Source organism: Streptomyces fragilis (assembly GCF_003112515.1).
In the GTDB taxonomy this organism is placed as follows: Bacteria; Actinomycetota; Actinomycetes; order Streptomycetales; family Streptomycetaceae; genus Streptomyces; species Streptomyces fragilis.
On record NZ_BEVZ01000004.1, the window covers coordinates 499,278 to 525,256 of the forward strand.

15 protein-coding genes are annotated in these 25,979 nt (G+C 75.3%); 5 read left to right on the forward strand and 10 right to left on the reverse strand.

The window, feature by feature from the left end:
* Nucleotides 1-45 precede the first annotated feature (45 nt).
* Nucleotides 46-2,268, reverse strand: coding sequence for an ATP-dependent DNA helicase UvrD2 (locus tag Sfr03f_RS15515; RefSeq protein WP_245967572.1), 2,223 nt, complete (start codon nucleotides 2,266-2,268; stop codon nucleotides 46-48).
* Between the two features lie 192 nt (nucleotides 2,269-2,460).
* Between Sfr03f_RS15515 and Sfr03f_RS15520 the strand changes: the two genes are divergently transcribed.
* The 3 genes from Sfr03f_RS15520 (at nucleotide 2,461) to Sfr03f_RS15535 (ending at nucleotide 4,362) form a co-directional block, all read left to right on the forward strand.
* A complete protein-coding gene (locus Sfr03f_RS15520) occupies nucleotides 2,461-2,718 on the forward strand; it encodes a mycoredoxin (RefSeq protein WP_108955001.1) in 258 nt (85 codons plus the stop codon).
* A 175-nt stretch (nucleotides 2,719-2,893) separates the two neighbouring features.
* The gene (locus tag Sfr03f_RS15525; protein WP_108954485.1) at nucleotides 2,894-3,709 is read left to right on the forward strand and encodes a MerR family transcriptional regulator; all 816 of its coding nucleotides are present in this window, start codon (nucleotides 2,894-2,896) and stop codon (nucleotides 3,707-3,709) included.
* A complete protein-coding gene (locus Sfr03f_RS15535) occupies nucleotides 3,706-4,362 on the forward strand; it encodes a hypothetical protein (RefSeq protein WP_159105651.1) in 657 nt (218 codons plus the stop codon). Before Sfr03f_RS15525 ends, Sfr03f_RS15535 begins: the two co-directional genes overlap by 4 nt.
* Nucleotides 4,363-4,517: 155 nt before the next feature.
* On the opposite strand, the gene nudC is transcribed toward Sfr03f_RS15535, so the two are convergent.
* From nudC to Sfr03f_RS15560, 5 genes are all read right to left on the reverse strand, one after another.
* Entirely contained in the window at nucleotides 4,518-5,420 is a 903-nt protein-coding gene (gene nudC / locus Sfr03f_RS15540) for an NAD(+) diphosphatase (RefSeq protein WP_245967620.1), read from the reverse strand.
* A 175-nt stretch (nucleotides 5,421-5,595) separates the two neighbouring features.
* Entirely contained in the window at nucleotides 5,596-6,999 is a 1,404-nt protein-coding gene (locus tag Sfr03f_RS15545; protein WP_108954489.1) for a dipeptidase, read from the reverse strand.
* 10 nt (nucleotides 7,000-7,009) lie between these two features.
* On the reverse strand, nucleotides 7,010-10,687 hold the full coding sequence (locus tag Sfr03f_RS15550; RefSeq protein ID WP_108954490.1) for an ATP-dependent helicase: 3,678 nt from the start codon (nucleotides 10,685-10,687) through the stop codon (nucleotides 7,010-7,012).
* A 159-nt stretch (nucleotides 10,688-10,846) separates the two neighbouring features.
* A complete protein-coding gene (locus Sfr03f_RS15555; protein ID WP_108954491.1) occupies nucleotides 10,847-14,527 on the reverse strand; it encodes an ATP-dependent helicase in 3,681 nt (1,226 codons plus the stop codon).
* A 284-nt stretch (nucleotides 14,528-14,811) separates the two neighbouring features.
* The gene (locus tag Sfr03f_RS15560; protein WP_108954492.1) at nucleotides 14,812-15,171 is read right to left on the reverse strand and encodes an MGMT family protein; all 360 of its coding nucleotides are present in this window, start codon (nucleotides 15,169-15,171) and stop codon (nucleotides 14,812-14,814) included.
* A 185-nt stretch (nucleotides 15,172-15,356) separates the two neighbouring features.
* Here Sfr03f_RS15560 and Sfr03f_RS15565 point away from each other — a divergent pair, with 185 nt between their 5' ends.
* The gene (locus tag Sfr03f_RS15565; protein WP_435841942.1) at nucleotides 15,357-18,350 is read left to right on the forward strand and encodes a lysylphosphatidylglycerol synthase transmembrane domain-containing protein; all 2,994 of its coding nucleotides are present in this window, start codon (nucleotides 15,357-15,359) and stop codon (nucleotides 18,348-18,350) included.
* A 362-nt stretch (nucleotides 18,351-18,712) separates the two neighbouring features.
* Entirely contained in the window at nucleotides 18,713-20,254 is a 1,542-nt protein-coding gene (locus Sfr03f_RS15570; RefSeq protein ID WP_108954493.1) for an alpha/beta hydrolase, read from the forward strand.
* Nucleotides 20,255-20,613: 359 nt separating this feature from the next.
* Here Sfr03f_RS15570 and moeZ read toward each other — a convergent pair whose 3' ends face one another.
* The 4 genes from moeZ to Sfr03f_RS15595 form a co-directional block, all read right to left on the reverse strand.
* Complete coding sequence (gene moeZ, locus Sfr03f_RS15580) at nucleotides 20,614-21,792, reverse strand: adenylyltransferase/sulfurtransferase MoeZ (protein ID WP_108954495.1); 1,179 nt, start codon at nucleotides 21,790-21,792, stop codon at nucleotides 20,614-20,616.
* A 185-nt stretch (nucleotides 21,793-21,977) separates the two neighbouring features.
* On the reverse strand, nucleotides 21,978-22,946 hold the full coding sequence (locus Sfr03f_RS15585) for an NAD-dependent epimerase/dehydratase family protein (protein ID WP_108954496.1): 969 nt from the start codon (nucleotides 22,944-22,946) through the stop codon (nucleotides 21,978-21,980).
* A gap of 105 nt (nucleotides 22,947-23,051) precedes the next feature.
* Nucleotides 23,052-24,290: a hypothetical protein gene (locus tag Sfr03f_RS15590; RefSeq protein ID WP_159105652.1), complete on the reverse strand. Its 1,239-nt coding sequence runs from the start codon at nucleotides 24,288-24,290 to the stop codon at nucleotides 23,052-23,054.
* 53 nt (nucleotides 24,291-24,343) lie between these two features.
* Nucleotides 24,344-25,957, reverse strand: a complete 1,614-nt coding sequence (locus tag Sfr03f_RS15595; protein WP_108954498.1) for a DUF3492 domain-containing protein — start codon at nucleotides 25,955-25,957, stop codon at nucleotides 24,344-24,346.
* Between the last annotated feature and the right edge of the window lie 22 nt (nucleotides 25,958-25,979).

The window sequence follows — 25,979 nt, forward strand, 5'->3', positions numbered from 1 at the left end:
AAACTATTTTTGCGACGACTTGGCAACGGTGCGTTGCGGAGCCGCTCAGTCCGCCTCCGTCCGGTCCTGACCGGCGCAAATGGCCAGTACGTCGGCCCCGTAGCGGTCCAGCTTGCGCATGCCGACACCGGGGATCCGCGCCAGCTCCACCGGGTCCTCGGGCACGGTCTCGGCGATGGCTATCAGCGTCTTGTCGGTGAAGACGCAGAAGGCCGGCTGCCCGCTGCGGCGCGCCTGCACCTCGCGCCAGGACCTCAGCCGCTCGTAGACGCCCTCGTCCATTTCCGAGGGGCAGTCCTCGCAGCGCATCAGCTTCATCTCGCCGGCGTCGGTGAGCGTGCGCCCGCAGACCTTGCAGCGGGCCACGGTGCGCCGCGTCCGCCGGGGCACCGCCCGCTCCGCGCGGGCGGCCGCCCGGATCCCGTCCGCGCCGCCCGCCGCGGTGCCGTACTCGACGCCGCCCGCGCCCGCGAGGCCCGGGCGCGCCCCTGCCGCGGAGCCGCTGCCCGGGCGCAGGCCGTCCAGGAACCGGCTGGGCCGCCGGTTCGGCCGGCCTCCCGGCGACCGGGACAAGGCCCAGGAGACGTGCAGGTGCTCCCGCGCCCGGGTGACGCCGACGTAGAGGAGGCGGCGTTCCTCCTCGACCTGCTCGTCGGTGCGGGCGTAGGTGATCGGCATCATCCCCTCGGTCACTCCGACCAGGAAGACGGCGTCCCACTCCAGGCCCTTGGCCGAGTGCAGGGAGGCCAGGGTGACGCCCTGGACCGTGGGGGCGTGCTGGGCGGCCGCGCGCTCGTCGAGTTCGGTGACCAGGTCCGCGAGGGCGGCCTGCGGCCGGGCCGCGGCGAAGCCCTCCGCGAGGTGGACCAGCGCGGCCAGCGACTCCCACTTCTCGCGGGCCGACCCGGAGCCGGCCGGCGGCGCCGGCGTCCAGCCCTGGCCGGAGAGCACCGCGCGCACCAGCCCGGGCAGGTCGGAGGCTTCCCCGAGCAGCGCGTCGTTCCCGCCGAAGCGGGCGGCGGCGCGCAGCTGGTGGACGGCCTGGCGGACCTCCTGGCGTTCGAAGAACCGCTCGGCGCCGCGCAGCTGGTAGGGCACCCCGGCGTCGGCGAGCGCCTGCTCGTAGGTCTCGGACTGGGCGTTGGTCCGGAACAGCACGGCGATCTCGCCCGCCGGGACGCCGGAGGCGATCAGCCCACGGATGGCGCGGGCTGCCCCCTCCGCCTCGGAGGGCTCGTCGGCGTACTCGGCGAAGCGGGGCTCCGGCCCGGACGGACGCTGCGAGACCAGCTCCAGCCGGTGGTCGGCGGCCCGGCCGGTGGCCTGGCCGAGCACGCCGTTGGCGAGCCGCACCACCTGGGGCGTGGACCGGTAGTCACGGACCAGCTTGACCACGGTGGCGCCCGGGTGACGGGTGCGGAAGTCCAGCAGGTAGTCGGGGGTGGCCCCGGTGAACGAGTAGATGGTCTGGCCCGCGTCGCCGACCACGCAGATGTTGTCCCGCTCCCCCAGCCACAGTTCGAGCAGGCGCTGCTGGAGCGGGGAGACGTCCTGGTACTCGTCGACGACGAAGTGCTGGTACTGGGCGCGGACCTCGCGGGCGATGTCCGGCCGGTCCTGGAGGATGCCCACGGTCAGCAGCAGGACGTCCTCGAAGTCGATGACGCCGCGGTCCCGCTTGAGCTCCTCGTACAGGTCGTAGACGCGGGCGATCTCCGCCGGGTCCCGGGGGGCCTCCCGCCCCGCCTTGGCGGCGGCGGCCGCGTAGTCGGCAGCGACGGTCTGGGTGACCTTGGCCCACTCGATCTCCGCGGTGACGTCGCGCAGCTCTCCGCGGTCGAGCCGGAGGCCGCAGCCGGCGGCCGCCTCGGCGACCACCTGGATCTTGCGGTCGACGATCCGGGGCAGCGCCCCGCCGACCGCCCTGGGCCAGAAGTACTGGAGCTGGCGCAGCGCCGCCGCGTGGAAGGTGCGGGCCTGCACGCCGGTCGCGCCGAGCTGGCGGAGCCGGCCGCGCATCTCGCCGGCCGCCCGGTTGGTGAAGGTGACGGCGAGCACGGTGGCGGGCTGGAGAATGCCCGCGCGCACGCCGTAGGCGATGCGGTGGGTGATCGCACGGGTCTTGCCGGTCCCCGCACCGGCCAGGACGCACACCGGCCCGTGCAGCGCGGTGGCCACGGCCCGCTGCTCGGGGTCGAGCCCTTCCAGCACCGCGTCGGCCGAGTCCGGGACGGCGGGGAAGAGGGAGGAGTGCGTTGCTGGTGTCACCCCGCCATGCTGCCAGGTCGCCCGGTGCGGATGAGGCGGCCGTCCACAGGGCACAGGTATTCGTCGTACGAATGCGGTGTAGCTCACCCGGCTCGGGGCGGCGGGAATGCCGGCCGTGCACGGGATGTTCACCGGGTGCGACAGACCGTCGTGCGACAGCCGTCCCCCATCTCCCCGAGGAGCGCGAAGCCCATGCCCGGCACTGTGACGATGTACAGCACCACGTGGTGCGGCTACTGCCACCGGCTGAAGAGCCAGCTGAGCCGTGAGGGCATCGCGTACGAGGAGATAAACATCGAGCAGGACCCGGAGTCGGCGCTCTTCGTCGAGAAGGTGAACGGCGGCAACCAGGTCGTGCCGACGGTCCGTGTCGTGCCCGCCGCGGGCGGCGAGGCGGTCGTGATGACGAACCCGAGCCTGGCCCAGGTGAAGCAGGCCCTCGGCGCCTGACCCCGCTCCACCGCGACCCCCGCCGGCGGCCCTCGACGGCCGCCGGCGGGGGTTTCGCGTCCTCCGGGGCCGCCGGTTCGCCGAGGCCATCCGGGGACCGGTCCGGGCCGCTGGTCCACCGACGACCGGAGCGGCCGCTTGACCCTGCCGCAGCGTCAGGGTTTCTCCTGGTCGTATGCGAACAGGAGAGCTCGCCGCCCTGGTCGGGGTGACGACCCGCGCCGTGCGGCACTACCACCACGTCGGTGTGCTGCCGGAGCCGGAGCGGGACCCCAACGGGTACCGGCGGTACACGTTGCGCCATGCCGTGCTGCTGGCGCGGATCCGGCGGCTGACCGAGCTGGGACTCGGTCTCGACGAGGTGCGGGACGTGCTCGCCGACGACGCGGGCCGCGACCTCGCCGAGGTGCTGGAGGAGCTCGACGACGACCTGGCGCGGCAGGAGCGGCTGATCCGCGAACGCCGGGAGCGGCTCGCGGAGGTCCTCGTGGACGCCCGGGCCGGACGGCTCACCCCCGAGGGACCCCTGTCGCCGCGGCTCGCTGCTCTGCTCGCCTCCCTCGGCGGGCCGGCCGGGTCGCCGACGGCGGCGCTGGACCGGGAGGTGCTGGCGCTGCTCGACACCGTCATGCCCGCGGAGCAGCGTGACCGGCTGGTGGAGACGCTGGGGGCGATGACCGCGCGGCCGGAGGTGGTGGAGCGGTCGCACGAGCTCTACCGGCGGATGGACGCGCTGCTGGACGTCCCGGCGGACGACCCCCGGGTGGTGGAGGCGGGCCGGCTGATGGCGGACCTGCTCCCCCCGGAGCTCCTCGTCGAGTGGGGCGGTGCGCAGTCCGACGGCGCGAGCGCGGACGCCCTCCTGTCCGGGCTGTCCCCCGCGCAGCGGGAGGCGCTCCGGCACGGCCTCGCGGTGGCCGGACGGCGTGCGCGGGCGCGGCGGGCGGCGGGGTCGGGGGAGCCGGACGGGCGCGCGGCGGGCGCCCGATGAGCGGGCGGCGGCTGCGGCGCGCGGGGCTGTCGTGGCGTGGGGCGGCGGGCGGGCTGGTGCCCGAGCCGGTGCTGCGGCTGGCCGGGCACGAGCTGCGGCTGTGGCAGAGCCTGGTCCTGTGGGTGCGGCGGGCACGGCACGGCGTACGGGAGGGGGACCTGGCGTTCGGTCACGCGCGCGGTGACGCGGCCATGATGTACGGGCTGCTCTTCGTCTGCCTGGTCGAGACGGTGGGGCTGTCGGTGCTGCTGGCCGACTGGCCGGCGGCGCACGCGGTGGTGCTGGTGCTCGACGTCCAGACGGTGCTGTTCCTGCTGGGCCTGCGAGCGGCGGCGGTGGTCCGGCCGCACGTGCTGGGCGGCGGGGTGCTGCGGGTGCGCAGCGGGGCGCACCTGGACCTGGCGATACCGCTGGAGCGGATCGCGGTGGTGCGGCGCCGGTCGGCGTACTCGCACGCCGGGGCGGAGGGGGAGCTGAACCTCCCGGTCGGGTCGCAGACGTCGATCGAGCTGGAGCTGAGCGAGGCGGTGGAGGCGCCACGGCTGCTGAGGGCCGGGCGGCCGGTCCGGGTGGTGCGGTTCCACGCGGACGAGCCGGACGCGATGTACGCGGCACTGGTCGGAGCGACGCGGCCGCGCGGTGAGGTCACCTGACCCACTGGGGCCTCACCGGACGGCACGGAGCCACCGGGCGGCGCAAAGTCACCGGACGGCGCGAAGTCACCGGGCGGCACGGAGCGGTCCGGCACCGTGCACCGCGCCGTGCCCGCGGTGCGTGGTGCCGGACCGACCTCACCGCGCCGGAACCGTCAGGCGGCGGCCCGGGTGGGCAGGGGACGGCCGTACCAGTTCTCGATGAGGCGCGCCGCGATGGAGATGCCGTAGGGCGGGAGGACCTCGCCGGAGGCGAACGCGGCGGTGAGTTCGTCGCGGGAGAACCAGCGCGCCTCGCTGATCTCCTCGCCGTCGACCTGGGTGTGCGTGGTGGTCGCCCGCGCCATGAAGCCGAGCATCAGGCTGGAGGGGAACGGCCACGGCTGGCTCGCCACGTAGGAGACGTCACCGATGATCACGCCCGCCTCCTCGAAGACCTCGCGCCGTACCGCCGCCTCGATGGACTCGCCCGGCTCCACGAACCCGGCGAGGGTCGAGAAGCGGCCCTCCGGCCAGTGCACCTGGCGTCCGAGCAGGATGCGGTCGTCGTCGTCGGTGACCGCCATGATGACCGCGGGGTCGGTGCGCGGGTAGTGCTCCGCCCCGCACTTGGGGCAGCGCCGTACGTGGCCGGCCGCGGCGATGACCGTCCTGCCGCCGCATCGGGAGCAGAACCGGTGCAGTCGCTGCCAGTTCTCCAGCGCCACCGCGTGCACCATCAGCCCGGCGTCCCGGTCGGACAGCAGCAGGCCGGCCTCGCGCAGCCCGGCCGGGCGCGCCGACTGGTCCATGCGGCCGGGCAGCGAGTCCCGCTGGAGGGCGAAGTAGCGCACGCCGTCCTCGTCGGTGCCGAGGAAGTAGCGGTGGGCCTCGGTGAGCGGCGCCTCGAACGACGGCGTGGTCACCAGCTCGGTGCGCCCGTCCGGCGTCTCGTCGATGAGCACCTGCCCGCCGGAGACGACGAAGCAGCGCGTGGAGGGGTGGCTCCAGGCGGCGGCGAGCCACGCCTCGTCGAGCCGGTGGTGCGCGGCGCGGTCGATGCCGGAGGGCGCGGTCAGTGCGACCGGCGGGCCGGCGAGGCCGCCGCCGGCCGTGCTGCCGGCGGCGCCCGGGTGGCCGGGACCGGCGGAGTCGTCGGCGGCGCGTTCGGTGGTCGATGCGGTCACGGCGGGTTCGGGCTCCCCCTGTGATGCGGCCGGCCCGCCTGCGGCGGCGGCCTGGGCGTCGGTGGTGTCAGCGGGCATCGCGCAGGCTTTCCGCGAGGTCGCTCCAGAGGTACGCGGTGGTCTCCACGCCCTTGACGAGGAGGTCCAGCTCGACCTTCTCGTTGGGCGCGTGCCAGCCGTCGGAGGGCACCGAGATGCCGAGGAACAGCACCGGGGCGCCCAGCACCTCCTGGAGGTCGGCGGCGGGTCCGGAGCCACCCTCCCGGGTGTAGCGGATCGGCTGCCGGAAGGCGCGGCCCATGGCGCGGGTCAGGGACTGCAGCGCCGGGTGGTCGAGCGGCGTGAGGCAGGGACGGGTGGCGCCGCCGGACTCGATCTCGTGCCGGATCCCGGCCGGGATCCGCTCGGCGACCCAGTCGCGGACCAGCTGCTCGATCCGGGCGGTGTCCTGTCCGGCGACCAGCCGGAAGGACAGTTTGACCATCGCCGACGACGGGACGATCGTCTTGCCGCCGGCGCCCTGGTAGCCGCCGCCGATGCCGTTGACCTCGGCGGTCGGGCGGGCCCAGATGCGCTCCAGGGTGGTGTGGCCGGCCTCGCCGGAGGCCGCGTGCGACCTGGCGGTGCGCAGCCAGCGCTCCTCGTCGAAGGGCAACTCGGCGAAGAGGGCGCGCTCGCGGTCGGTCAGCTCGACGATGCCGTCGTAGAAGCCGGGGATCGCGACCCGGCCGTCCGCGTCGTGCAGGGCGGCGACCAGCCGGGCGACGGCGGTGGCCGGGTTGGGCACCGCGCCGCCGAAGGAGCCGGAGTGGATGTCCTGGTCCGGGCCGTGCAGGCGCACCTCGAACTCGGTGAGGCCGCGCATGCCGGTGCAGACGGTGGGGGTGTCCTCGGACCACATGCCGGTGTCGGAGACGATCACGGCGTCGGCGGCGAGCCGGTCGGCCCGCTCCTCCACCAGGGCGCGGAAGTGCGGCGACCCGGACTCCTCCTCGCCCTCGACCAGCAGCTTCAGGTGGACGGCGGGAGAGGTGCGGCCGGTGGCGGCGAGGTGGGCGCGGACCCCGAGCGTGTGGAAGTAGACCTGGCCCTTGTCGTCGGCGGCGCCGCGCGCGTACAGGCGGCCGTCCTTGACGACGGGCTCGAACGGATCGGTGTCCCAGCCGTCCTCGCGGGCGGCGGGCTGCACGTCGTGGTGGCCGTAGACCAGGACCACGGGGGCGTCGGACTCCTGGGCGGGCCACTCGGCGAAGACGGCCGGGGCGCCCGGGGTGTCCCAGACCTCGACGACCGGGAAGCCCGTCTCCTTCAGGGCGCCCGCCAGCCAGTCGGCGCTGCGCCGCACGTCACCGGCGTGCTCGGGCTGGGCCGAGACGGAGGGGATGCGGAGCCACTGGGAGAGCTCCTCGAGGAACGAGGCGCGGTGCTGCTCGATGTACGTCTGGACGGCGCTGTCCAAGGTCTCGCTCATGCCTTTGACCCTATCCGGCCGAGCCGGTCGCCCGACGGGGTGAAGGGTTCCCGGGGCCAGTGGAACTGGCCACTGCGGCCGCGTCGAACCCTCCGCCTTCGCCCGGTTCCTCCGCATCGTCCCCTGTCAGGAGGCGTTCCAGCTCCGCCCGGCCCGGCAGATCGGCGGGGCGGACCACCTCACCGGTGCGGACGTACAGGAAGGACGCTGTGACCGATTCCACGGGCACGCCCTGCTGCTCCGCCCAGGCCAGCCGGTAGACGGCGAGCTGCAGCGGGTCGGCGGTGGGGGCGCGGTGGGTCTTCCAGTCCACGATCTCGTACCGCACCCCTCCCTCCTCCGTGTCGTCCGTCTCGCGGTACACGGCGTCGATCCGTCCCCGCACCACCCGGCCGGCCAGGCCCAGCTGGAACGGCGCCTCGACGCGGTAGGGGGTGCGGCGGGCGTACCCGGTGCGTTCGAAGGCCTCCTTGAGCGCCTCCAGGTCACGTTCGTCCTCGATCTCGGCGTCCGTGCCGGGCAGCTCGTCGGGCTCCAGCATGGGCAGTCGCAGCGCCTCGAAACGGGACTCCACCCAGGCGTGGAACCGGGTTCCGCGTCGGGCGGCGGGCTGCGGCGGCCGCGGCATGGGCCGGGCCAGCTCACGGGCGAAGCCGTCCGGGTCCTCGTGCAGCCGCATCAGCTCGGTGGCGGTGAGGGAGGCGGGCAGCCGCACCTCGGTGACCGCCTGCCGGGCGATCAGCAGCTCCTCGGCGAGGGCGTCCAGGTCGCGGTCCCAGGACGCGACCGTGCGTGCCTCCTCGGGCGTGAGCGGGTCGCCGAACTGGTGGGGCACGAACGGGACGGGCGAGTCGGGGGGCACGGCTCCGGCCGGGGCCGGCGCCGGGGCGTCGTGGCCGTACGCGCCGGGCGCCGGGTCGTCGTGCTCGTACGCGCCGGGCGCCAGGTCGTCGTTGCCGTACCGGCTGGGCGGCAGGTCGTCGTGCTCGTACGGGTCCGGCGGCAGGTCGTCGTCGTACAGGTCCGGCGGCAGGTCGCCGTGCTCGTAGGGGTCCGGCGGGAGGGGGTCGTCGTACGGGTCGGGGGGCAGGTCCTCGTCGTCCGGCGGCGGGGGCCAGTCGGGGTGGTGGGCGTGCGCCGCCTCGTCGGGCTCGGCGGCCCCCGACGCGGCACGCTCCAGGTGCGCCAGGACGGTGCGCTCGGCGGCACGGCGGCGGCGCGCCGCCTCCTCGTCGAGCGGGAGCGGCCAGGCGTGCTCGGCCCCGCCGCTGTGCAGCACGGGGTTCTTCTCGTCCTCCTCCGGCCCGTCCGCCCAGACCTCGATCTCGCCGTGCCCCGCCTCGCAGTGCTCGTACAGCGCCTGGAGGAACGCGGACGGCCCGCGCGGGCGGGTCCTGGCCGGCGCCCACCAGTGGCCGGAGCCGAGGAGCAGCGAACGGGGACGGGTGAAGGTGACGTAGCCGAGCCGCAGCTCCTCGGTGCGGTGGTGTTCGTCCGTCGCCGTCTTGAACGCCTTCATGCCCTTGGCGTCGAAGGACGCGATGTCCGGCAGCGTGGAGGCGTCGCCGCGCAGGGCGTGCGGCAGGACCCGGCCCTGGGCCGTCCACCGGTCCTGCCCCTTGGTGTCGGGGAAGCCGCCCTGGACGAGGCCCGGCACGGCGACGACGTCCCACTCGAGGCCCTTGGACTTGTGCGCGGTGAGCACCTTGACCGTGTTCTCGCCCCCGGGCAGGGCGTTGTCCAGCCCTTTCTCGAACTCGGCGGCGGCCCGCAGGAAGCCCAGGAACGCCTGCAGGGTGGCCCGGCCGTCCTCGGCGGTGGCGGTGGCGGCGAAGGAGGCGGCCGTGTCGAGGAAGTTGCCGAGGGTCTCGCGACGGCGGGCGGCGAGCGCGCCGGGCGAGGCGGACAGCTCGACCTCCAGGCCGGTCACCGCGAGGACGCGGTGCAGGACGTCCATCAGCGGGTCGGACAGCGACCGCCGCAGGTCCCGCAGCTCGGCCGCGAGCCGGGCGAACCGCACCCGCGCCTCGGTGGAGAACGGCAGCCCGTCGTCCTCGCCGCCCAGGGACGGGTCGACGAAGGTCTCCAGGGCGTCCGCCAGGGAGATCACCTCCGCCGGGTCCGTCCCCTCGACGGCCGCCACCAGGCGACGCTCCAGGTCCTCGTCGTCGGGGCCGCCGCGCGCCACCAGGAGACGGGCCCGGCGGCCGAGCAGGGCGAGGTCGCGGGGACCGATCCGCCAGCGCGGGCCGGTGAGCAGCCGGACCAGCGAGGCGTTGGCCCCCGGGTCCTGCAGCACCTCGCAGGTGGCGACGAGGTCGGCGACCTCCGGCAGGTCGAGCAGACCGGCCAGGCCCACCACCTCCACCGGGACGTCCCGGGCCACCAGGGCGGCGTGCAGCGGGGCGAAGTCGGCGGTGCGGCGGCACAGCACGGCGATCTCCCCGGGGGGCGTCCCGGTGGCCACCAGGTGGGCGATGGAGTCGGCGATCCAGTCCGTCTCCTCCACGGCGGTCCGCAGCAGCGCGCAGCGCACCCGGCCGTCCCGCTCGGCGCCGGGGGCGGGGCGCAGTGCCTCGACGCCCTCGTGCATGTCCCGCAGCGGGGCGGCCATCCGGTTGGCCAGGTCGAGGAGGAGGCCGCCGCTGCGCCGGTTCTCACTCAGCGACAGGCGGGTCGCCGGGGTGCCGTCGGCGTGCGGGAAGTGCTCGGGGAAGTCGTCCAGGTTGGCCACCGAGGCGCCGCGCCAGCCGTAGATGGCCTGGCAGGGGTCGCCCACCGCGGTCACCGGGTGGCCCGTCCCGCCGCCGAAGAGGCCGGACAGGAGGATTCGCTGGGCCACGGAGGTGTCCTGGTACTCGTCGAGCAGCACCACCCGGTACTGGTCGCGCAGCAGCGCGCCGACCTCGGGGCGGCTGCGCGCCAGCTCGGCGGAGAGCCCGATCTGGTCGCCGAAGTCGACCAGGTCCCGCTCCCGCTTGGCCTTCCGGAACCGCCCGACCAGTTCGGCGAGCTCGCGCCGGACCGACGCGGCCTTCGGAACCTTGCGCAGGTCGTCGTTGGTGAGCTTGGCGCCCTCCAGCTCGGCCAGCAGCTCCGCGTCGTACGCCCGGAGCCGCTCGGGCTCCACCAGGTGCTCCGAGAGCTCGCCCTCCAGGGTGAGCAGGTCCCGGATCAGGTTGGCGAAGGTGCCGGTCAGCGACGGGTACGGACCGGGCGCCTCGCGCAGCACGCGCGCCGCGAGCTGGTAGCGGGCGGCCCCGCCCAGCAGGCGCGCGCTGGGCTCCAGTCCGATCCGCAGGCCGTGGTCGGTGAGGAGCCGTCCGGCGAACGAGTGGTACGTGGAGATCATCGGCTCGCCGGCGCCCTCCTCCGGCTCCGCCCCGGGCTCGAACGCGTCCGGGTCGGTGACGCCGGCCTTCACGAGCGCCTTGCGGACCCGTTCGGACAGTTCGGCGGCGGCCTTGTTGGTGAAGGTCAGCCCCAGCACCTGCTCCGGCGCGACCTGCCCCGTGCCGGTGAGCCACACCACGCGGGCGGCCATCACCGTGGTCTTCCCCGACCCCGCGCCCGCGACGATCACCTGCGGCGCGGGCGGCGCCGTGATGCACGCCAGCTGCTCCGGGGTGAACGGAATGCCGAGCAGCTCCTTGAGCTGCTCGGGGTCGGTGATGCGGGGGTCGGACACGCTTCGAGGCTAACCCGCCGGGCGGACAGCGGACGCCGCGCCGGGTGCCGCCAGGTGCCGCCCGCGGCCTGTCAGCACCGCGCGGGGCCGCGCAGCAGCAAGGGCACCGGGCCGCGGGGTCGCCGGGCCGCCGGGCCGCCGGGCCGCCGGGCCGCCGGGTCAGTCCACCACGTGCCGCCCCTCCGGGCGGGCGGAGCAGGACTGCTTGAACGCGCAGTGGTCGCAGTGGGTGCCGGTGGCCGGGACGAAGCGCTCGTCGAGGACCTTGCCGGCGGCGGTGGCCAGCAGGTCGCCGACCCACTCCCCGTCCAGGGGTTGCTGGGCCTGGACCTTGGGAAGGTCCTCGGCCTTCCGGGAGGTCGCCTGCCGCAGGTGGACCAGTTCCGCGCCACCCGGCTCGGGGCGCTCCCCGTCGAACGCCTCGTCGACGGCTCCCTCGCGGACGGCCAGCTGGTAGACGGCGAGCTGCGGGTGGCGCGCGACCTCGCCGGAGGTGGGCGCCGACCTGCCGGTCTTGAAGTCGACGACGTAGGCGCGGCCCTCGGCGTCGGTCTCGACGCGGTCCATGGAACCGCGGATGCGTATCCGGTGCTCGCCGGCGGCGAGGGTGACGTCGAAGTCGTGCTCGGTGGCGACCGGCCGCCGTCCGGTCTCCGCGCCCATCACGTGCCAGTTGAGGAACCTCTCGAGGGCGGCGCGGGCGTTGTCGCGTTCCTGGTCGGACTTCCAGGGCGCGTCGAAGGCGAGGGCGTTCCACACCGAGTCGAGGCGCTCCATCAGCACGTCGAGGTCTGCGGGGGTGCGGCCGGAGGCCACCTCGTCGGCCAGCACGTGCACCACGTTGCCGAAGCTCTGGGCGGTGGTGGCCGGGGTGTCGGCCTTCACCTCGCGGCCCAGGAACCACTGCAGGGCGCAGGTGTTGGCGAGCTGGTCCAGCGCGCTGCCGGAGAGGACGACGGGCTGGTCCCGGTCGCGGAGGGGGACCTTGCTCTCGGTCGGCTCGTACATGCCCCACCAGCGGGAGGGGTGGGCGGCGGGCGCCAGCGGGCGCCCCTCGTCGTCGGTCAGGGCGGCGAGCTTGGCCAGTCTGCGCGCGGCGGCCTCCCGCAGGGCGTCCGAGGCCCGGGGGTCGACGGTGGTGGCCCGGAGCTCGGCGACCAGGGCGGCCACCGACAGCGGGCGCCGGGGACGACCGGTGACGTCACGGGGTTCGACGCCGAGTTCGGTGAGGAAGCGGGAGGGCTGGTCGCCGTCCTCGGCGGGGGCCTTGACCGCGGTGACGACGAGGCGTTCACGGGCGCGGGTGGCCGCGACGTAGAACAGGCGGCGCTCCTCGGCCAGCAGGGCGCCCGCAGGGAGCGGGTCCGCGAGCCCGTCCCGGCCGATCCGGTCGGCCTCGAGCAGGGAGCCGCGGCGCCGGAGGTCGGGCCACAGGCCCTCCTGGACGTCGGCGACGACGACCAGGGTCCATTCCAGACCCTTGGAGCGGTGGGCGGTCATCAGGCGCACCGCGTCGGGGCGCGCCACCCGGCGGGTGAGGGTGTCGGCCGCGATGTCCTGGTTCTCGATCTCGGCGAGGAAGTTGAGCGCGCCGCGGCCGCCGGTGCGTTCCTCGGCGCGGGCGGCGGTGGCGAACAGTGCGCAGACGGCGTCGAGGTCGCGGTGCGCGTTCCGGCCCGCCGCGCCTCCGCGGTGGGCGGCCCAGGCCAGTCGGCGCGGCCAGGGGGTGCCGTCCCAGAGCAGCCAGAGGGCCTCCTCGGCGGTGCCGCCCGCGGCCAGGCAGGCGCGGACGGCCCGGAGCAGCTCACCGAGCTTGCGCGCGCCGCCGGCGTACGCGTCGTCGTGGGCGATCAGCCGCTCGGGGGCGCACAGGGCGCGGGCCAGCAGGTCGTCCGAGGGCGGCGGGAAGGCGTTGCCCGCCGCGCGTTCCTCGTCGCGCAGGGCGCGTCCGAGACGGCGCAGGTCGGCGGCGTCCATCCCGGCGAGCGGGGAGGTCAGCAACGTGAGCGCCGTCTCGGTGTCGAGCCACACCGCCCCGTCCCCACCACTCCCGCCCACGGCCCCACCGTCGGCACCGGCGTCGGCCGCGAGCTCGGCACCGGCTCCGGCACCGCGCTCGCCCTCGGAGCCGGAGCCGGCGGAGGCGGAGGAGGCGGAGGCGGAGGCGTCGGCGCCGCCCTCGCCGTCTCCCTCGCCCTCGGCGGTAGCGCCGAAGCCGGCGTCACCTTCGGTTTCGGCCCCGGCCTCGCGGTCGGCCCCGGCGTCGGCGTCGTCGTCGGCGACCTCCCCCTCGGCCCCGGCGGCAACCGCACCCGCACGATCGGCATCGCCGGCCACCGGGCCCGCCCCACCGTCACCGTCCCCGCTGCGGTCCGCGTCGCCCGACGCATCACCGGCCGCGCCGTCCCTGACCTCGTCGCCCGCGGACGCGGCGGTCCGGGCCGTCGCCTCCGCCGTGGCCACCGCGCGCAGGGCGGTGAGGAGCGGCGCCACCGCGGGCTCGTGCCGCAGCGGCACGTCGTCGCCGTCGATCTCCAGGGGGACGCCGGCCGAGCTCAGGACCCGGCGCACGGCGGGTATCGACTGGGAACCGGCCCGGACGAGGACGGCCATCTCCCGCCACGGGACGCCGTCCTCGAGGTGCGCGCGGCGCAGGACGTCGGCGACGTTCTCCAGCTGCGTGCTGCGGGTCGGGTAGGTGTAGACCTCCACCGAGCCGCCCTCGCGCTCCGGCACCAGCTCCCGGTGCGCCCGCACCTTCGCGGCGGGCAGCCTCGTCAGCGGCATGCGCCGGGTGAGCAGCCGGGTCGCCTCCAGCAGCCCCGCGCCGGCCCGGCGGGACGTGCGCAGCACCTCGACCGGCGCCGGAGCGCCGTCCGCCCGGGGGAACGCGTGCGGGAAGTCGAGGATCCCGTTCACGTCGGCGCCCCGGAAGGCGTAGATCGACTGGTCGGGGTCGCCGAAGGCGACCAGCGTCCGGCCGCCACCGGCCAGCGCCCGCAGCAACCGCACCTGGGCCGGGTCGGTGTCCTGGTACTCGTCGACCAGCACCGCGTCGTACTCGGCGGCGAGCCGGCCGCCGACCTCCGGACGGTTGACGAGCAGCACCGCGCGGTGCACCAGCTCGGCGTAGTCGATCACGCCCTGCAGGTCGAGGACGTCAAGGTACTCCGCGAGGAAGGCCGCCGCCGCCCGCCAGTCGGGCCGGCCTATGCGCCGGGCGAACGCGTCCAGCGCCTCCGGGCCGAGCCCGAGCTCACGGGTGCGGGCCAGGACGGCGCGGACCTCGTCGGCGAAACCGCGGGTGGTGAGGCAGGCGCGGAGGTCGTCGGGCCAGCGGACGTGGGCGAGACCCAGCCGCTCCAGCTCCGGCTCGCCGGCCAGCAGCTCACGCACCGCCACGTCCTGCTCGGGGCCGGAGAGCAGGCGCAGCGGCTCGGAGAAGAGGTCGCCGTCCTGGTGGGCGCGGACCAGCGCGTAACAGAAGGAGTGGAAGGTGGTGGCCCGCGGCGCCCGGGCGGCGCCGACCCGCGCCGCCATCCGGTCCCGCAGCTCCATGGCGGCCTTGCGGCTGAAGGTGAGGACCAGGATGCGCGCCGGGTCACCGCCGCGCGCGATCCGCGCGGCCACCGACTCCACCAGCGTCGTCGTCTTGCCGGTGCCGGGACCGGCGAGGACCAGCAGCGGCCCCGAGCGGTGCTCCACCACCGCGCGCTGCGACGCGTCGAGCCGCGGCGGCTCCGGCACCGCGACCGGGGTGCGGACCAGCCGGTACCCGCCGTCGGACGCCCGCCGCGCCGTGCGGCGGGGCGGTGTCGCGGTGAGGGAGGGGTTGCTCATGGTTCGCCGGTCCTGGTGGTGCGGAGGGGTGGGCGTCGGAGGGACGTGCGTCGGAGAGGGGCTGTCCGGGCGGGTGGGGTGGCTGTGAGGAACGGAGGGGACGGGGCGGTCGGGACGGCTGCGGGGAGGGTGCCCCCGAGGGACGGATGCGCATGTGGTCGTCCGTCGAACGTACGGCATCGCGGGGGCGTGCCCGTACGAGTCCACCGATACCGGACTTCACCCGGACGGAGGACAGCCGCCGCGGCCGCCCCGTCCTGCCCTCCGGGCCGGCCGCGCGCGGGTCATCCCGTCGCGCCGTCCCAGCGGGCCCGCCGCATGTCCAGCCGGGGCATCGACCCCCGGGAGGCTCCGGCGGCCTCCCGCAGCGGCGTTCCCTCCTCGCGGTAGTGGTTCAGCGCACGCAGCTCGTGACCGGGCAGCAGCACGCCGTCGGAGCGGACCACCCGCCACCACGGGACCGCGCTCCCGTAGAGCGCCATCACCCGCCCCACCTGGCGCGGCCCGCCCTCCCCGAGCCACTCGGCGACGTCCCCGTAGGTCATCACCCGGCCCGGCGGGATCCGTTCCGCCACCTCCAGCACCAGCTCCGCGTACTCGGGGAGCTCGGCGCCGGACCGCTCCACGTCACTCATCCGACCCATCCTGCCGCACCCCTCCGACACACCCGCCCACCGCCGGCGGGACCCCCGCCACAGACCCGGAACGCGCCCGGAACGCTCCACGAACGCGCTCCGGAGGCGCGCGCGGCCAATTTCACGCCGCTGGATCGCCCCCTGACCCCACCATGGGTATGCCCGGCATGCCACCATCGTGCGGGCGGTGACTGGTGATACGTGAGCAACGTGAGCAGAACGAGACCGAGGAGTGGCAGGGCGTGCATCCCGAGAAGGCGGAGAGCGCTGCCGAGGTCTCGTCGCGCCCGGAAGCGGACATGACGAAGGCACCCCGATCACGGCGCCCGGGTGACGCCCGCGGCGACGCCGCCGAAGGCCGTCCCGCCCGCGGCGGCGGCTCCCACGCCGAGAATGCCCGCGCCCCCGGCGCTGTCACGGGCTCCGGCACCGGTAGCGGCAGCGGAGCCGGCAACGGCAACGAGCCCCTGGACTCCCAGGAGCCCGCGGAGCCAGCGACGCCCTCGGAGCCCTCCGGAGCCACCGTCGCCCCCGACAACGGCGACGAGGTGCAGGGCGACGAACCCCTGCTCCCCGCCCGCGTGCACCGCCCCTCCGACCTCATGCGGCTGCTGGTCGGCCTCCTCGCCATCGCCGTGCTGCTGGCCGTCGCCGCGTTCGCCGAGGGCGCGACCTCCGGCCTCGAGCAGGACATCAACGAGGGCACCACCGCCGCCCCCGACCTCCTGATCAAGGTGGCCGGCCTGGCCTCCAGCATCGCGATCCTGCTGGTCCCGGTCGCCTTCGCGGTGGAGCGGCTGATCAAGCGGGACGCCCTGCGCATCGCCGACGGCGTGCTGGCCGCCGTCCTCGCGCACGGGGTGACGCTGGCCACCGACCTGTGGGTGGCGCGGTCCGCCCCGCAGGCCATCCAGGACGCCCTCACCCAGCTCGCCCCGGGCGGCAGCGGAGCGACCGCCGCGCTCACCGACCCGGTGCACGGCTACCTGGCGCCGGTGATCGCCTTCATGACCGCCGTGGGGCTGTCCCGAAGACCTCGCTGGCGGACCGTCCTGTGGGTGGTGCTGGCACTGGACGCCTTCTCCATGCTGGTCAGCGGTTACACCACCCCCTTCTCCATCCTCCTGACCATCCTCATCGGCTGGAGCGTCGCCTACGGCACGCTGTACGCCGTCGGCTCGCCCAACGTCCGGCCCACCGGCCGCACCCTGATGGCGGGCCTGCGGCACGTCGGCTTCCACCCGGCCTCCGCCCGGCAGGAGACGGAGGGCGAGGGCCATGAGAGCGACCGGGGGCGCCGCTACTTCGTCACCCTGGAGGACGGCCGCCCCCTCGACGTCACCGTGGTCGACCGGGAGCAGCAGGCGCAGGCCTTCTACTACCGGGCCTGGCGCAACCTGACGCTGCGCGGCTCGGCCACCCGGCGGAGTCTGCAGTCGCTGCGCCAGGCGCTCGAGCAGGAGGCTCTGCTGGCCTACGCCGCCATCGCGGCCGGGGCCAACGCGGCCAAGCTGATCGCCACCGCCGAGCTCGGCCCGGACGCCGTGATGCTCGTGTACGAGCACACCGGCGGCCGTCCGCTGGACCAGCTGGCGGACGAGGAGATCACCGACGAACTGCTGCGGGACACCTGGCGGCAGGTGAAGGCGCTGCAGTCGCGGCGCATCGCGCACCGCAGGCTGGCCGGCGACGCGATCCTGGTGGATCGTTCCGGCGCGGTGATCCTGTCCGACCTCCGCGGCGGCGAGATCGCCGCCGGCGACCTGCTGCTGCGCATGGACATCGCCCAGCTGCTCACCACGCTCGGCCTGCGGGCCGGCGCGGAGCGCGCGGTGGCCGCCGCGGTGGACGTCCTGGGTCCCGACGCGGTCGCCGACTGCCTGCCCCTGCTGCAGCCCATCGCGCTGACCCGCTCGACCCGCGCCACCCTGCGCCGGCTGGGCCGTGAGCGCGCCCAGCGGGAGCGGGAGGCGGTGCTGGAGGCGGCCGACAACGCCCGGGCGCTGCGCGCCGCCGAACGCGAGGCCGGCACCGGCGCCACCGCGGCCACGGGGACCACGGCGGGCACCGCGACGGCGTCGGTCGGAGCGGTCTCCGAGCGCAAGGCCCTCAAGGCCGAGCAGCGCGCCGAGAAGCGTGCCGTCGACGAGGCCCTGGAGGAAGCGCGCGAGGAGGCGCGCGAGGAGGACCTGCTCACCCAGATCCGCCACCAGGTGCTCCGTATCCGCCCGCAGGCCCCGGTGGAACCCGCCAGGCTGGAGCGGATCCGTCCGCGCACCCTGATCACCTTCATCGCGGGCGCGATCGGCGCCTACTACCTGCTCTCCCAGCTGGCCCACGTCCCGTTCGACTCGATCGCCTCGGCGCACTGGGGCTGGGTGGCCGCGGCGGCGTTCTTCGCGGCGCTCAGCTACGTCGCGGCGGCGATGTCCCTGCTGGGCTTCGTGCCCGAGCGGGTGCCGTTCCGGCGCACGGTCTCGGCGCAGGTGGCGGGCTCCTTCGTGAAGATCGTCGCCCCGGCGGCGATCGGCGGCGTGGCCCTGAACACGCGGTTCCTGCAGAAGGCGGGCGTCCGGCCCGGCCTGGCGGTGGCCAGCGTGGGCGCCTCCCAGCTGTTCGGGCTGGGCTCGCACATCATGCTGCTGATGGTCTTCGGCTACCTCACCGGCATCGAGAAGACGCCGTCCCTGTCGCCGTCCCGCACGGTGATCGCCGGGCTGCTGACGGTCGCCGTGCTGGTGCTGGTGGTGACCTCGGTGCCTCTGCTGCGGAAGTTCGTGGCGACCCGGGTGCGCTCGCTCTTCGCGGGTGTGGTGCCGCGCATGCTGGACGTGCTGCAGCGGCCGCAGAAGCTGGCCACCGGCATCGGCGGCATGCTCCTGCTGACCGCCTGCTTCGTCCTGTGCCTGGACGCCTCGGTCCGCGCGTTCGGCGACGGGTCGACCGACATCAGCCTGGCGAGCGTCGCGGTGGTCTTCCTGGCCGGCAACGCGCTCGGCTCGGCGGCGCCGACCCCCGGCGGCATCGGCGCGGTCGAGGCCACGCTGACCCTGGGTCTGGTGGCGGTCGGCCTGCCGCGGGAGGTCGCGGTCCCCGCCGTGATCCTCTACCGCCTGTTCACCCTGTGGCTGCCGGTGCTGCCCGGCTGGCTCTGCTTCAGCCACCTCACCCGCCGCGAGGCTCTCTGAGGCCGGCCCGGACGGCGGACCGGGCCGGGAGCCGCAGCCGGCAGGCCCGGAACCGGAGCCGCGGTCGGCGAGCCGGGCCAGGAGCCGCGGTCGGCGAGCCGGGCCAGGAGCCGCGGTCGGCGAGCCGGGCCAGGAGCCGCGGTCGGCGGGTGAGGCGCCGGGGGCCACCGGCCGACGGGCCCCCGAGCTCCGACCTCCGCGCTCGGCCCTTCGAGCCCCGAGCCCCGAGCCCCGAGCTCCGAGCCCCGGTCTCCGGTCGGCGCACGGGCGCCGTTCGCCCCGGCCGACGGGCGCGGCGGCCGGTTAACCCGGACGGGTCACGCGCCCGCGCGGCGCCCGGCGGGGCGCAGGAACATGGCGGCATGCCCTACGCCGCCCGGACCCGCACCGCAGCCCTGCTGACCTCGGCCGTCCTCGCCGCCGGAGCCCTCACGGCCTGCGGCGGCGAGGACGGCGACGTGCGGGAGCAGTCCCTCGAATGGGAGGACTGCCCGGCCCCGTCCGACGCCCAGGGCGGCGGCGCCTCACCCACGCCGCTCCCGCGCGGCGGAGTCTGGCAGTGCTCCACCATGCGGGCGCCTCTGGACTGGGCGGATCCGGACGGCGCGAGTGTCGGCATCGAGCTGATCCGGGTCCGCTCCTCCGGCCCGAAGAACGACCGCATCGGCTCCCTGATCTTCAACTTCGGCGGCCCGGGCGGCTCCGGCGTCACCACCCTGCCCGCCTTCGGCAAGGAGTACGACACGCTCCGCTCCCGCTACGACCTGGTCAGCTTCGACCCGCGCGGGGTCGGCCGCAGCGAGCCCGTGGAGTGCGAGAGCGCGAGCCGGATGGACGCCCTCTTCCAGGAGGACGGCACCCCCGACGACGCCGAGGAGCGCCGGGTGTACGAGGAGGGTCTGCGCGGCTTCAACGAGGCCTGCCAGCACAACTCCGGCAAGATCCTCCCCCACGTGCGCACCACCGACGCCGCCCGCGACATGAACCTGCTGCGCGAACTCCTCGGCGACGACAAGCTGTACTACTTCGGCATCTCGTACGGCACCGAACTCGGCGGCGTCTACGCGCACCTGTTCCCCAGGACAGTGGGGCGGGCCGTCTTCGACGCGGTGGTCGACCCCACGCAGGACCCGGAGCAGGGGTCGCTGGGCCAGGCCCAGGGCTTCCAGCGGGCGTTGGACAACTTCGCCGAGGACTGTGCCGCCAAGCCGCAGGAGGAGTGCCCGATCGGCACCGACGCCGAGGACGTCAAGAAGCGCATCGCCCAGCTCCTCGACCAGCTCGACGAGCGGTCGCTGCCCGGCATCTTCCCGCGCCGGCTCACCGAGACGGCGGCCACCGGCGGCATCGCGCAGGCGCTGTACTCGCAGGACTTCTGGCCCTACCTCACGCAGGCGCTGGACGAGGCCTACGACGGCGACGGCCGGACCCTGATGGTCCTGTCCGACGCGATGAACGGGCGCAGCGAGAGCGGCGAGTACAGCAGCCTGGTGGCCGCCAACACGGCGATCAACTGCTCCGACGACCGGCCCCGCTACTCGGCCGCCGACGTGCAGCGGGCACTCCCGCGGTTCCGGGAGGCGTCACCCGTCTTCGGCGACTACATGGCCTGGTCGCTGCTGAGCTGCACCGACTGGGCGGTGGAGGGCGCCGCCGACCGTCCGGACGTCAGCGCCCCGGGGGCGCCGCCGATCCTGGTCATCGGCAACACCGGCGACCCGGCGACCCCGTACGAGGGGGCCCGGCGGATGGCCCGGGCGCTGGGTCCCGGCGTGGGCGTGGAGATCACCTACCGCGGCGAGGGGCACGGCGCCTACGACAGCGGCGACCAGTGCGTCCAGAACGCCGTGAACGGCTACCTCCTGCAGGGCAAGGTCCCCCGCTCCGGCACCGTCTGCGGCTGACGGGGCGTCGGCGGAACGTCCGCGGCCGGTCGGTGGCGGCGGCGGCGCTCCTGGGCGCGGGCCTGCGGTACGACGGCCACCGACCCTGCGGCTACCGCCTCGACCCCCGGTTCCGCCCCCGCACCCGGGCCCAGCTCCGCACCACCCGCCGCGAAGACCTGCCCCGGTCCGCGACCCTGCCCCGCCCGGACCCTCACACCCCGGCGGACGCCTGAGCCCTCCGATACTTTCCCGGCACCGGTCCCCCCGCGGCGTGCTCCGCCGCCGGGCGACGACAGAAGCCCACGGCTCCGAGGTGGTCGGAGCCGTGGGCTTCGTCAGGTCCGCCGACCCGCGAACGGGGTTGGCGGAAGGGGAGGTCAGTACACCGGCTTGTGCGGCTCGATCTGGTTGACCCAGCCGATGACGCCGCCGCCGACGTGGACGGCGTCGGAGAAGCCCGCGGACTTGAGGACCGCGAGGACTTCCGCACTGCGGACACCCGTCTTGCAGTGCAGGACGATCTTCTTGTCCTGCGGCAGGCCCTCGAGGGCGCTGCCCATCAGGAACTCGTTCTTCGGGATCAGCCGCGCGCCCGGGATGGAGACGATCTCGTACTCGTTCTGCTCGCGGACGTCGATGATCTCGATGTTCTCGTCGTCGTCGATCCACTCCTTGAGCTGCTTGGGAGTGATCGTCGAGCCGGCGGCGGCCTCCTGGGCCTCCTCCGAGACGACGCCGCAGAAGGCCTCGTAGTCGATGAGCTCGGTGACCGTCGGGTTCTCGCCGCAGACCGCGCAGTTGGGGTCCTTGCGGATCTTGACCTGGCGGTACTGCATCTCCAGGGCGTCGTAGATCATCAGGCGGCCGACCAGCGGCTCGCCGATGCCCGCGAGGAGCTTGATGGCCTCGTTGACCTGGATGGAGCCGATCGACGCGCACAGCACGCCCAGCACGCCGCCCTCGGCGCAGGAGGGGACCATGCCCGGCGGCGGGGGCTCCGGGTAGAGGCAGCGGTAGCAGGGACCGTGCTCGGACCAGAAGACCGAGGCCTGGCCGTCGAACCGGTAGATGGAGCCCCAGACGTACGGCTTGTTCAGCAGCACGCAGGCGTCGTTCACCAGGTAGCGGGTGGCGAAGTTGTCCGTGCCGTCGACGATCAGGTCGTACTGGCTGAAGATCTCCATCACGTTCTCGGCCTCGAGCCGCTCTTCGTGAAGGACGACGTTCACGTACGGATTTATGCCGAGGACGCTGTCCTTGGCCGACTCCGCCTTGGAACGGCCGATGTCCGCCTGGCTGTGGATGATCTGACGCTGCAGGTTCGACTCGTCGACCTCGTCGAACTCCACGATGCCGAGCGTGCCGACACCCGCCGCGGCGAGGTACATCAGCGCCGGGGAGCCCAGGCCGCCGGCGCCCACACACAGCACCTTCGCGTTCTTCAGCCGCTTCTGCCCGTCCATCCCGACGTCCGGGATGATCAGGTGGCGGGAGTACCTGCGGACCTCGTCTACGGTGAGCTCGTCGGCCGGCTCGACCAGGGGTGGCAACGACACGGGGACTCCGTTGGTCGGGATAAGTACGGTTGTTCTCCCCGTAACACTGCCACGCCCTTCTTCATTCCAAGACAACCGTTCCGCCCTGCGAGACGTATCCGTCCCAGCAGCCGGGCGGGTCGGAACCAGCAGCCGGGCGGGTCGGAACCAGCAGCCGGGAGGGTCGGAACCAGCAGCCGGGAGGGTCAGATGCGGCAGGCGGCCTCCATCCAGATGTCGGCCAGCGACTCCTCCAGACCGATCCGCGGGCGCCAGCCCAGCCGGTCCCGGGCGGTGCGCACGTCGGCCTGCTGCCAGCTGCCGCAGCCGTCGGGATAGGGGTGGACCGGCATCGTGGGCGCGTGGTGCTCGGAGTCGGTGCGCTGGTGGCCGATCAGCCCGCGCACCATGGCCCCGGGCGGTCCGTCCAGCTCGTGCAGGGCGCCCCCGTATCCGGCGACCCGGGCCAGCACCGCGGCGGCGTCCCGCAGCCGGACGGCCCGGCCGGAGCCGATGTTGATGACGCCCTGAGCGGCGGAGAGCGCCGCCGCGTGCACCGCCCGCGCCACGTCCCGCACGTCCACGAAGTCCCGCTGGACGCCCAGCCCGCCGAGCTTGAGCTCGCCGTCGCCCGACTGCATGGCCCGGCGCAGCGCCTCCGCGAGCCGGCCCAGCGGGGAGCCCGCCGGGGTGCCGGGCCCGGCCGGGGAGAACACCCGCAGCACCACCGCGTCCAGGCCGGAGTTCAGCACCAGCTCGGTGGCGGCCAGCTTGCTCACCCCGTACGGGCCGCCGGGCCGCGGCACCGCGTCCTCGGCGGTGGAGGATCCGGGCTGGCTGGGCCCGTACTCGGCGCCGCAGCCCAGGTGCACCAGCCGGGCGCCGCAGCCGCTGCGCCGCAGGCCCTCGCAGACCGTGGCCACGGCCACCGTGTTGTGCCGGGTCAGCTCCCGCGCGCCGCCCCGGGTGGCGCCCGCGCAGTTGACGACGACCTGCGGGTGGACGGCGTCCAGGAAGCGGGTGAGCGCGCCGGGGCTGCCGGCCGCCAGGTCGAACCGGACGTCGGCGTCGTCGCCCCGGCCCAGCGCGGTCAGCTGGACGGCGGGATCGGCGAGCAGGCGGTCGGCCACGAAACGGCCGAGATATCCGTTGGCTCCGATCAGCAGAACCCTCATGGCTGCTTCTTCTCCTTCGAGGTCAGGGCGGTCTTCAGGGGTGGGGGCAGTGCTCGGGGCGGCGCGGCGTCGTGCGGCCCGCGCGGCCCGCACGGTGCGCCGGCCTCAGCGGTCGGACGGCGGGCGGGGGGCCGCCGGGGCGTGGGCGGAGGCCAGGGCGAGGCGGCGGCAGGCGTGGAACAGCAGCACCAGCGCCCCGGCCCCGCAGGCGATCAGCGGGACGGCGTGCGCGCCCCCCACCGACACCACCGTCTCGACCGGTTGCGAGAGGAGGCCGCAGCCGGGCAGCCGGGCCGCGAACACCAGGCACACGGTGGTGATCTCGGTCCAGCCCACCGCCCGCAGCACCACGCCCGGCGCGTGGGTGAAGCCGTGCACGGTCAGCAGGCGCGCGATTAGTAGGAGGGCGCCCAGCGCGGCGGTGGCCGCCGGGGTGGAGTGCTCGCCGAGCGCCACGGCGCTCAGGACTGCCAGTCCGGACACCGCGGCCAGGTGCACGGCGACGACGCCCAGCAGCAGGGGGCGGGCGGTGGCCGCGAACTCCTCCAGGCCGCGGCTCCCGGCCAGCTTGCGGCCGACGCCCGTGCGGAAGAGGTGCGCGCTCCAGGCGGCGGGCGCGCAGGAGAGCGCGAGGGCGAGCAGCGGGGCCAGGCTGATCGGCCAGTCGCCGTACCGCCCTCCGTCCGGCAGCCCGTCGGGGCCGCCGGTGAGCCCGGCGTGCAGCAGCCCGTCGCCCAGCAGCGCGTAGCCCACCAGCAGGTACGCCCAGGCCCGCGCACCCGGCGGGGTCCGCCAGTCGTGCGGTCCGGGGAGCGAGCGGCCCTCCGAGCTCAGCGGCCCGCGGCCGAGCGCCGCGCGCACGCCGGCCACCACGGCCAGCAGTCCCAGCAGGCCGACCACCGGCCGCGCCTCGCCGGTGGTCCACCGCAGCGCCGCCACCGCGAGCACGCTCAGGGCGCCCGGCAGCAGGGCACGGACCGCCCACCGCGCGGGCGTCGGCCCGGCCGCCGGGGGCGGACCGGCGGGCGTCCCGTCTCCGTCGGCCCGGCCGGCCCGGGCGTACATCTCCTCGGCTAGCGAGAACACGTCCCGGTGGCGGAATCGGGCGGCGGTGCGGTCAGTGACGCCGTGCGCCTCCAGACCGGCGGCGATCTCCAGCGGGTCCACCGCCCGCTCGCACAGGTCCCGGTGACGCAGCATCAGCGCCTTCACCGGGTCGGCGCCCGCCGCGGCGCCACCACCGCGCGGGTGACGCGCCCGCGCGGCGGAGGACCCGCCGGCGGAGTCGGCTGCCGAACCGGCCACGTCGGCCCTGTCGGCCCCGTCCGCCCTGTCGGCTGCCACGGCCCCCTCGGCCCCCTCGGCCCCGAGGGCTCTCTCACGCTTGTCCAGCCCGTTCACCGGGTCACCTCCACGGATTCGGCGCCGGCGACGCGCAGCTCGGCCGGGACCGCGAACGGCCGGGGCTCGGCGGCGTCCGCCTCGGCGATGCGGCGGGCCGGGCAGCGCCCGGCGATCTCCAGGTAGATGCGGTGGAACGCCGCGACGTTCTGCTCGACGGTGAACAGCTCCATGGCCCGCGCCCGGGCCGCCTCGCCGAGCCGCTCACGGCGCTCCGGGTCGTTCAGCAACGCCGCGCAGGCGTCGGCCAGCGCCTGCGGGTCCCGGGGCGGCACCACCAGCCCCGTCCCGCCGACGACCTCCACCACGGCGCCCACGTCGGTGGAGACCGTCGCCCGTCCGCTGAACATGGCCTCGACCACGCTCACCGGGAACCCCTCCACGACGCTGGAGAGCACGACCACCTCGCCCTGCGCGTACACCTCCGCGAGCGGGGGCGCCCCGGGCCCGCTCATGTCGACGAACTCCACCGTGCCGTCGCCCGGGAACAACCGCCCGGCCAGCTCCTCGCAGTGCAGCAGGTAGGCCGCGCCCTCCGGGTCGGGGGCGGAACCCGCGATGCGCAGCCGGGCTCCGGGCGCCCGGAGCCGCACGGCGGCGAAGGCGTGCAGCAGCGTCACCAGGTCCTTGGACGGTTCGATCCGCCCGACCCAGACGAGGGTGCCGGGCCCGACGCGCCCTCCCGACGCCCGCCCGCCCGCCGGGGCGCGCTCCCCGGCCTCGGCGAAGCGCGCCGCCGACATGCCGGGGTACACCGTGCGCACCTTGGCCCGGTCCGCGCCACAGCGCTCCTGCCAGCGCCGGACGTGGGCGTTGCCCGGGGTGAGCACGGCGGCGCTGCGGTACACCTCGGCGGCCAGCCGCCCGTGGAAGGCGGCCAGCAGCGCGCGGACGGCGGGGGGCGCCTCGGCGGAGCCGAGGTAGTGCGCGCGCAGCGGGACGCCGTACTCGGTGACCACCAGCGGGACGCCGTGGAAATGCCGCGCCAGCAGTCCGGGCAGGGCGGCGAGCCCGCCGGCCGCTGCGTGGCAGAGGTCCACCGAGCCGAGCTCGCCCGCCTCGCACCAGTCGAGCGAGAGGGGGCGCAGGGCCTGCTCCAGGTGCGCGCCGACCTCCAGGAGGTCCGTCACGCGCGCCTCGCGCGCCGCCCGCGGGGCGCCCGGCGCGCGGCAGACGCGCTCCAGTGCCCGGACGGCCTCCTCGGAACGCAGCGCGGCGACCATCCCGCCCTCCTCGCGGGCGAGTTCGGCCAGGCCGTACAGGGCCGAGCGGAAACGGTCCGCCTCCTCGGGTGAGGGAGCGCCCGGCCCGGCCGCCGGACCGGCGCACAGCCCGGCGGCGAGGTCGCCGTAGTGCTCGGCGAACCGGCGGCGCGCGCGGCGGCCGTACCAGGTGCCGTCCACCTCCGCCGTCCACAGCGGGGCGGTGCGCACCTGGGTGACCTGGGCGGGCAGGTCGACCCAGCCGGCCCGCTCCTGCTCACGGTCGCGGCTGAGGGCGTACAGCCGGAACTCGTGCTGGCCGAGCCCGCGTACCAGGCGGTCGCACCAGAGCCTGGCCTCACCCCTCGCGTACGGATAACCACCCTCCGTCAGCAGTCCGATGCGCACGCGTACATCCCCGATCTCCCCT

Coding starts and splice junctions, on each gene's coding strand:
- Sfr03f_RS15520 (WP_108955001.1), top strand. CDS start 2,461: ATGCCCGGCACTGTGACGATGTACAGCACCACGTGGTGCGGCTACTGC.
- Sfr03f_RS15525 (WP_108954485.1), top strand. CDS start 2,894: ATGCGAACAGGAGAGCTCGCCGCCCTGGTCGGGGTGACGACCCGCGCC.
- Sfr03f_RS15535 (WP_159105651.1), top strand. CDS start 3,706: ATGAGCGGGCGGCGGCTGCGGCGCGCGGGGCTGTCGTGGCGTGGGGCG.
- Sfr03f_RS15545 (WP_108954489.1), bottom strand. CDS start 6,999: ATGAGCGAGACCTTGGACAGCGCCGTCCAGACGTACATCGAGCAGCAC.
- Sfr03f_RS15555 (WP_108954491.1), bottom strand. CDS start 14,527: ATGAGCAACCCCTCCCTCACCGCGACACCGCCCCGCCGCACGGCGCGG.
- Sfr03f_RS15560 (WP_108954492.1), bottom strand. CDS start 15,171: ATGGGTCGGATGAGTGACGTGGAGCGGTCCGGCGCCGAGCTCCCCGAG.
- Sfr03f_RS15570 (WP_108954493.1), top strand. CDS start 18,713: ATGCCCTACGCCGCCCGGACCCGCACCGCAGCCCTGCTGACCTCGGCC.
- Sfr03f_RS15585 (WP_108954496.1), bottom strand. CDS start 22,946: ATGAGGGTTCTGCTGATCGGAGCCAACGGATATCTCGGCCGTTTCGTG.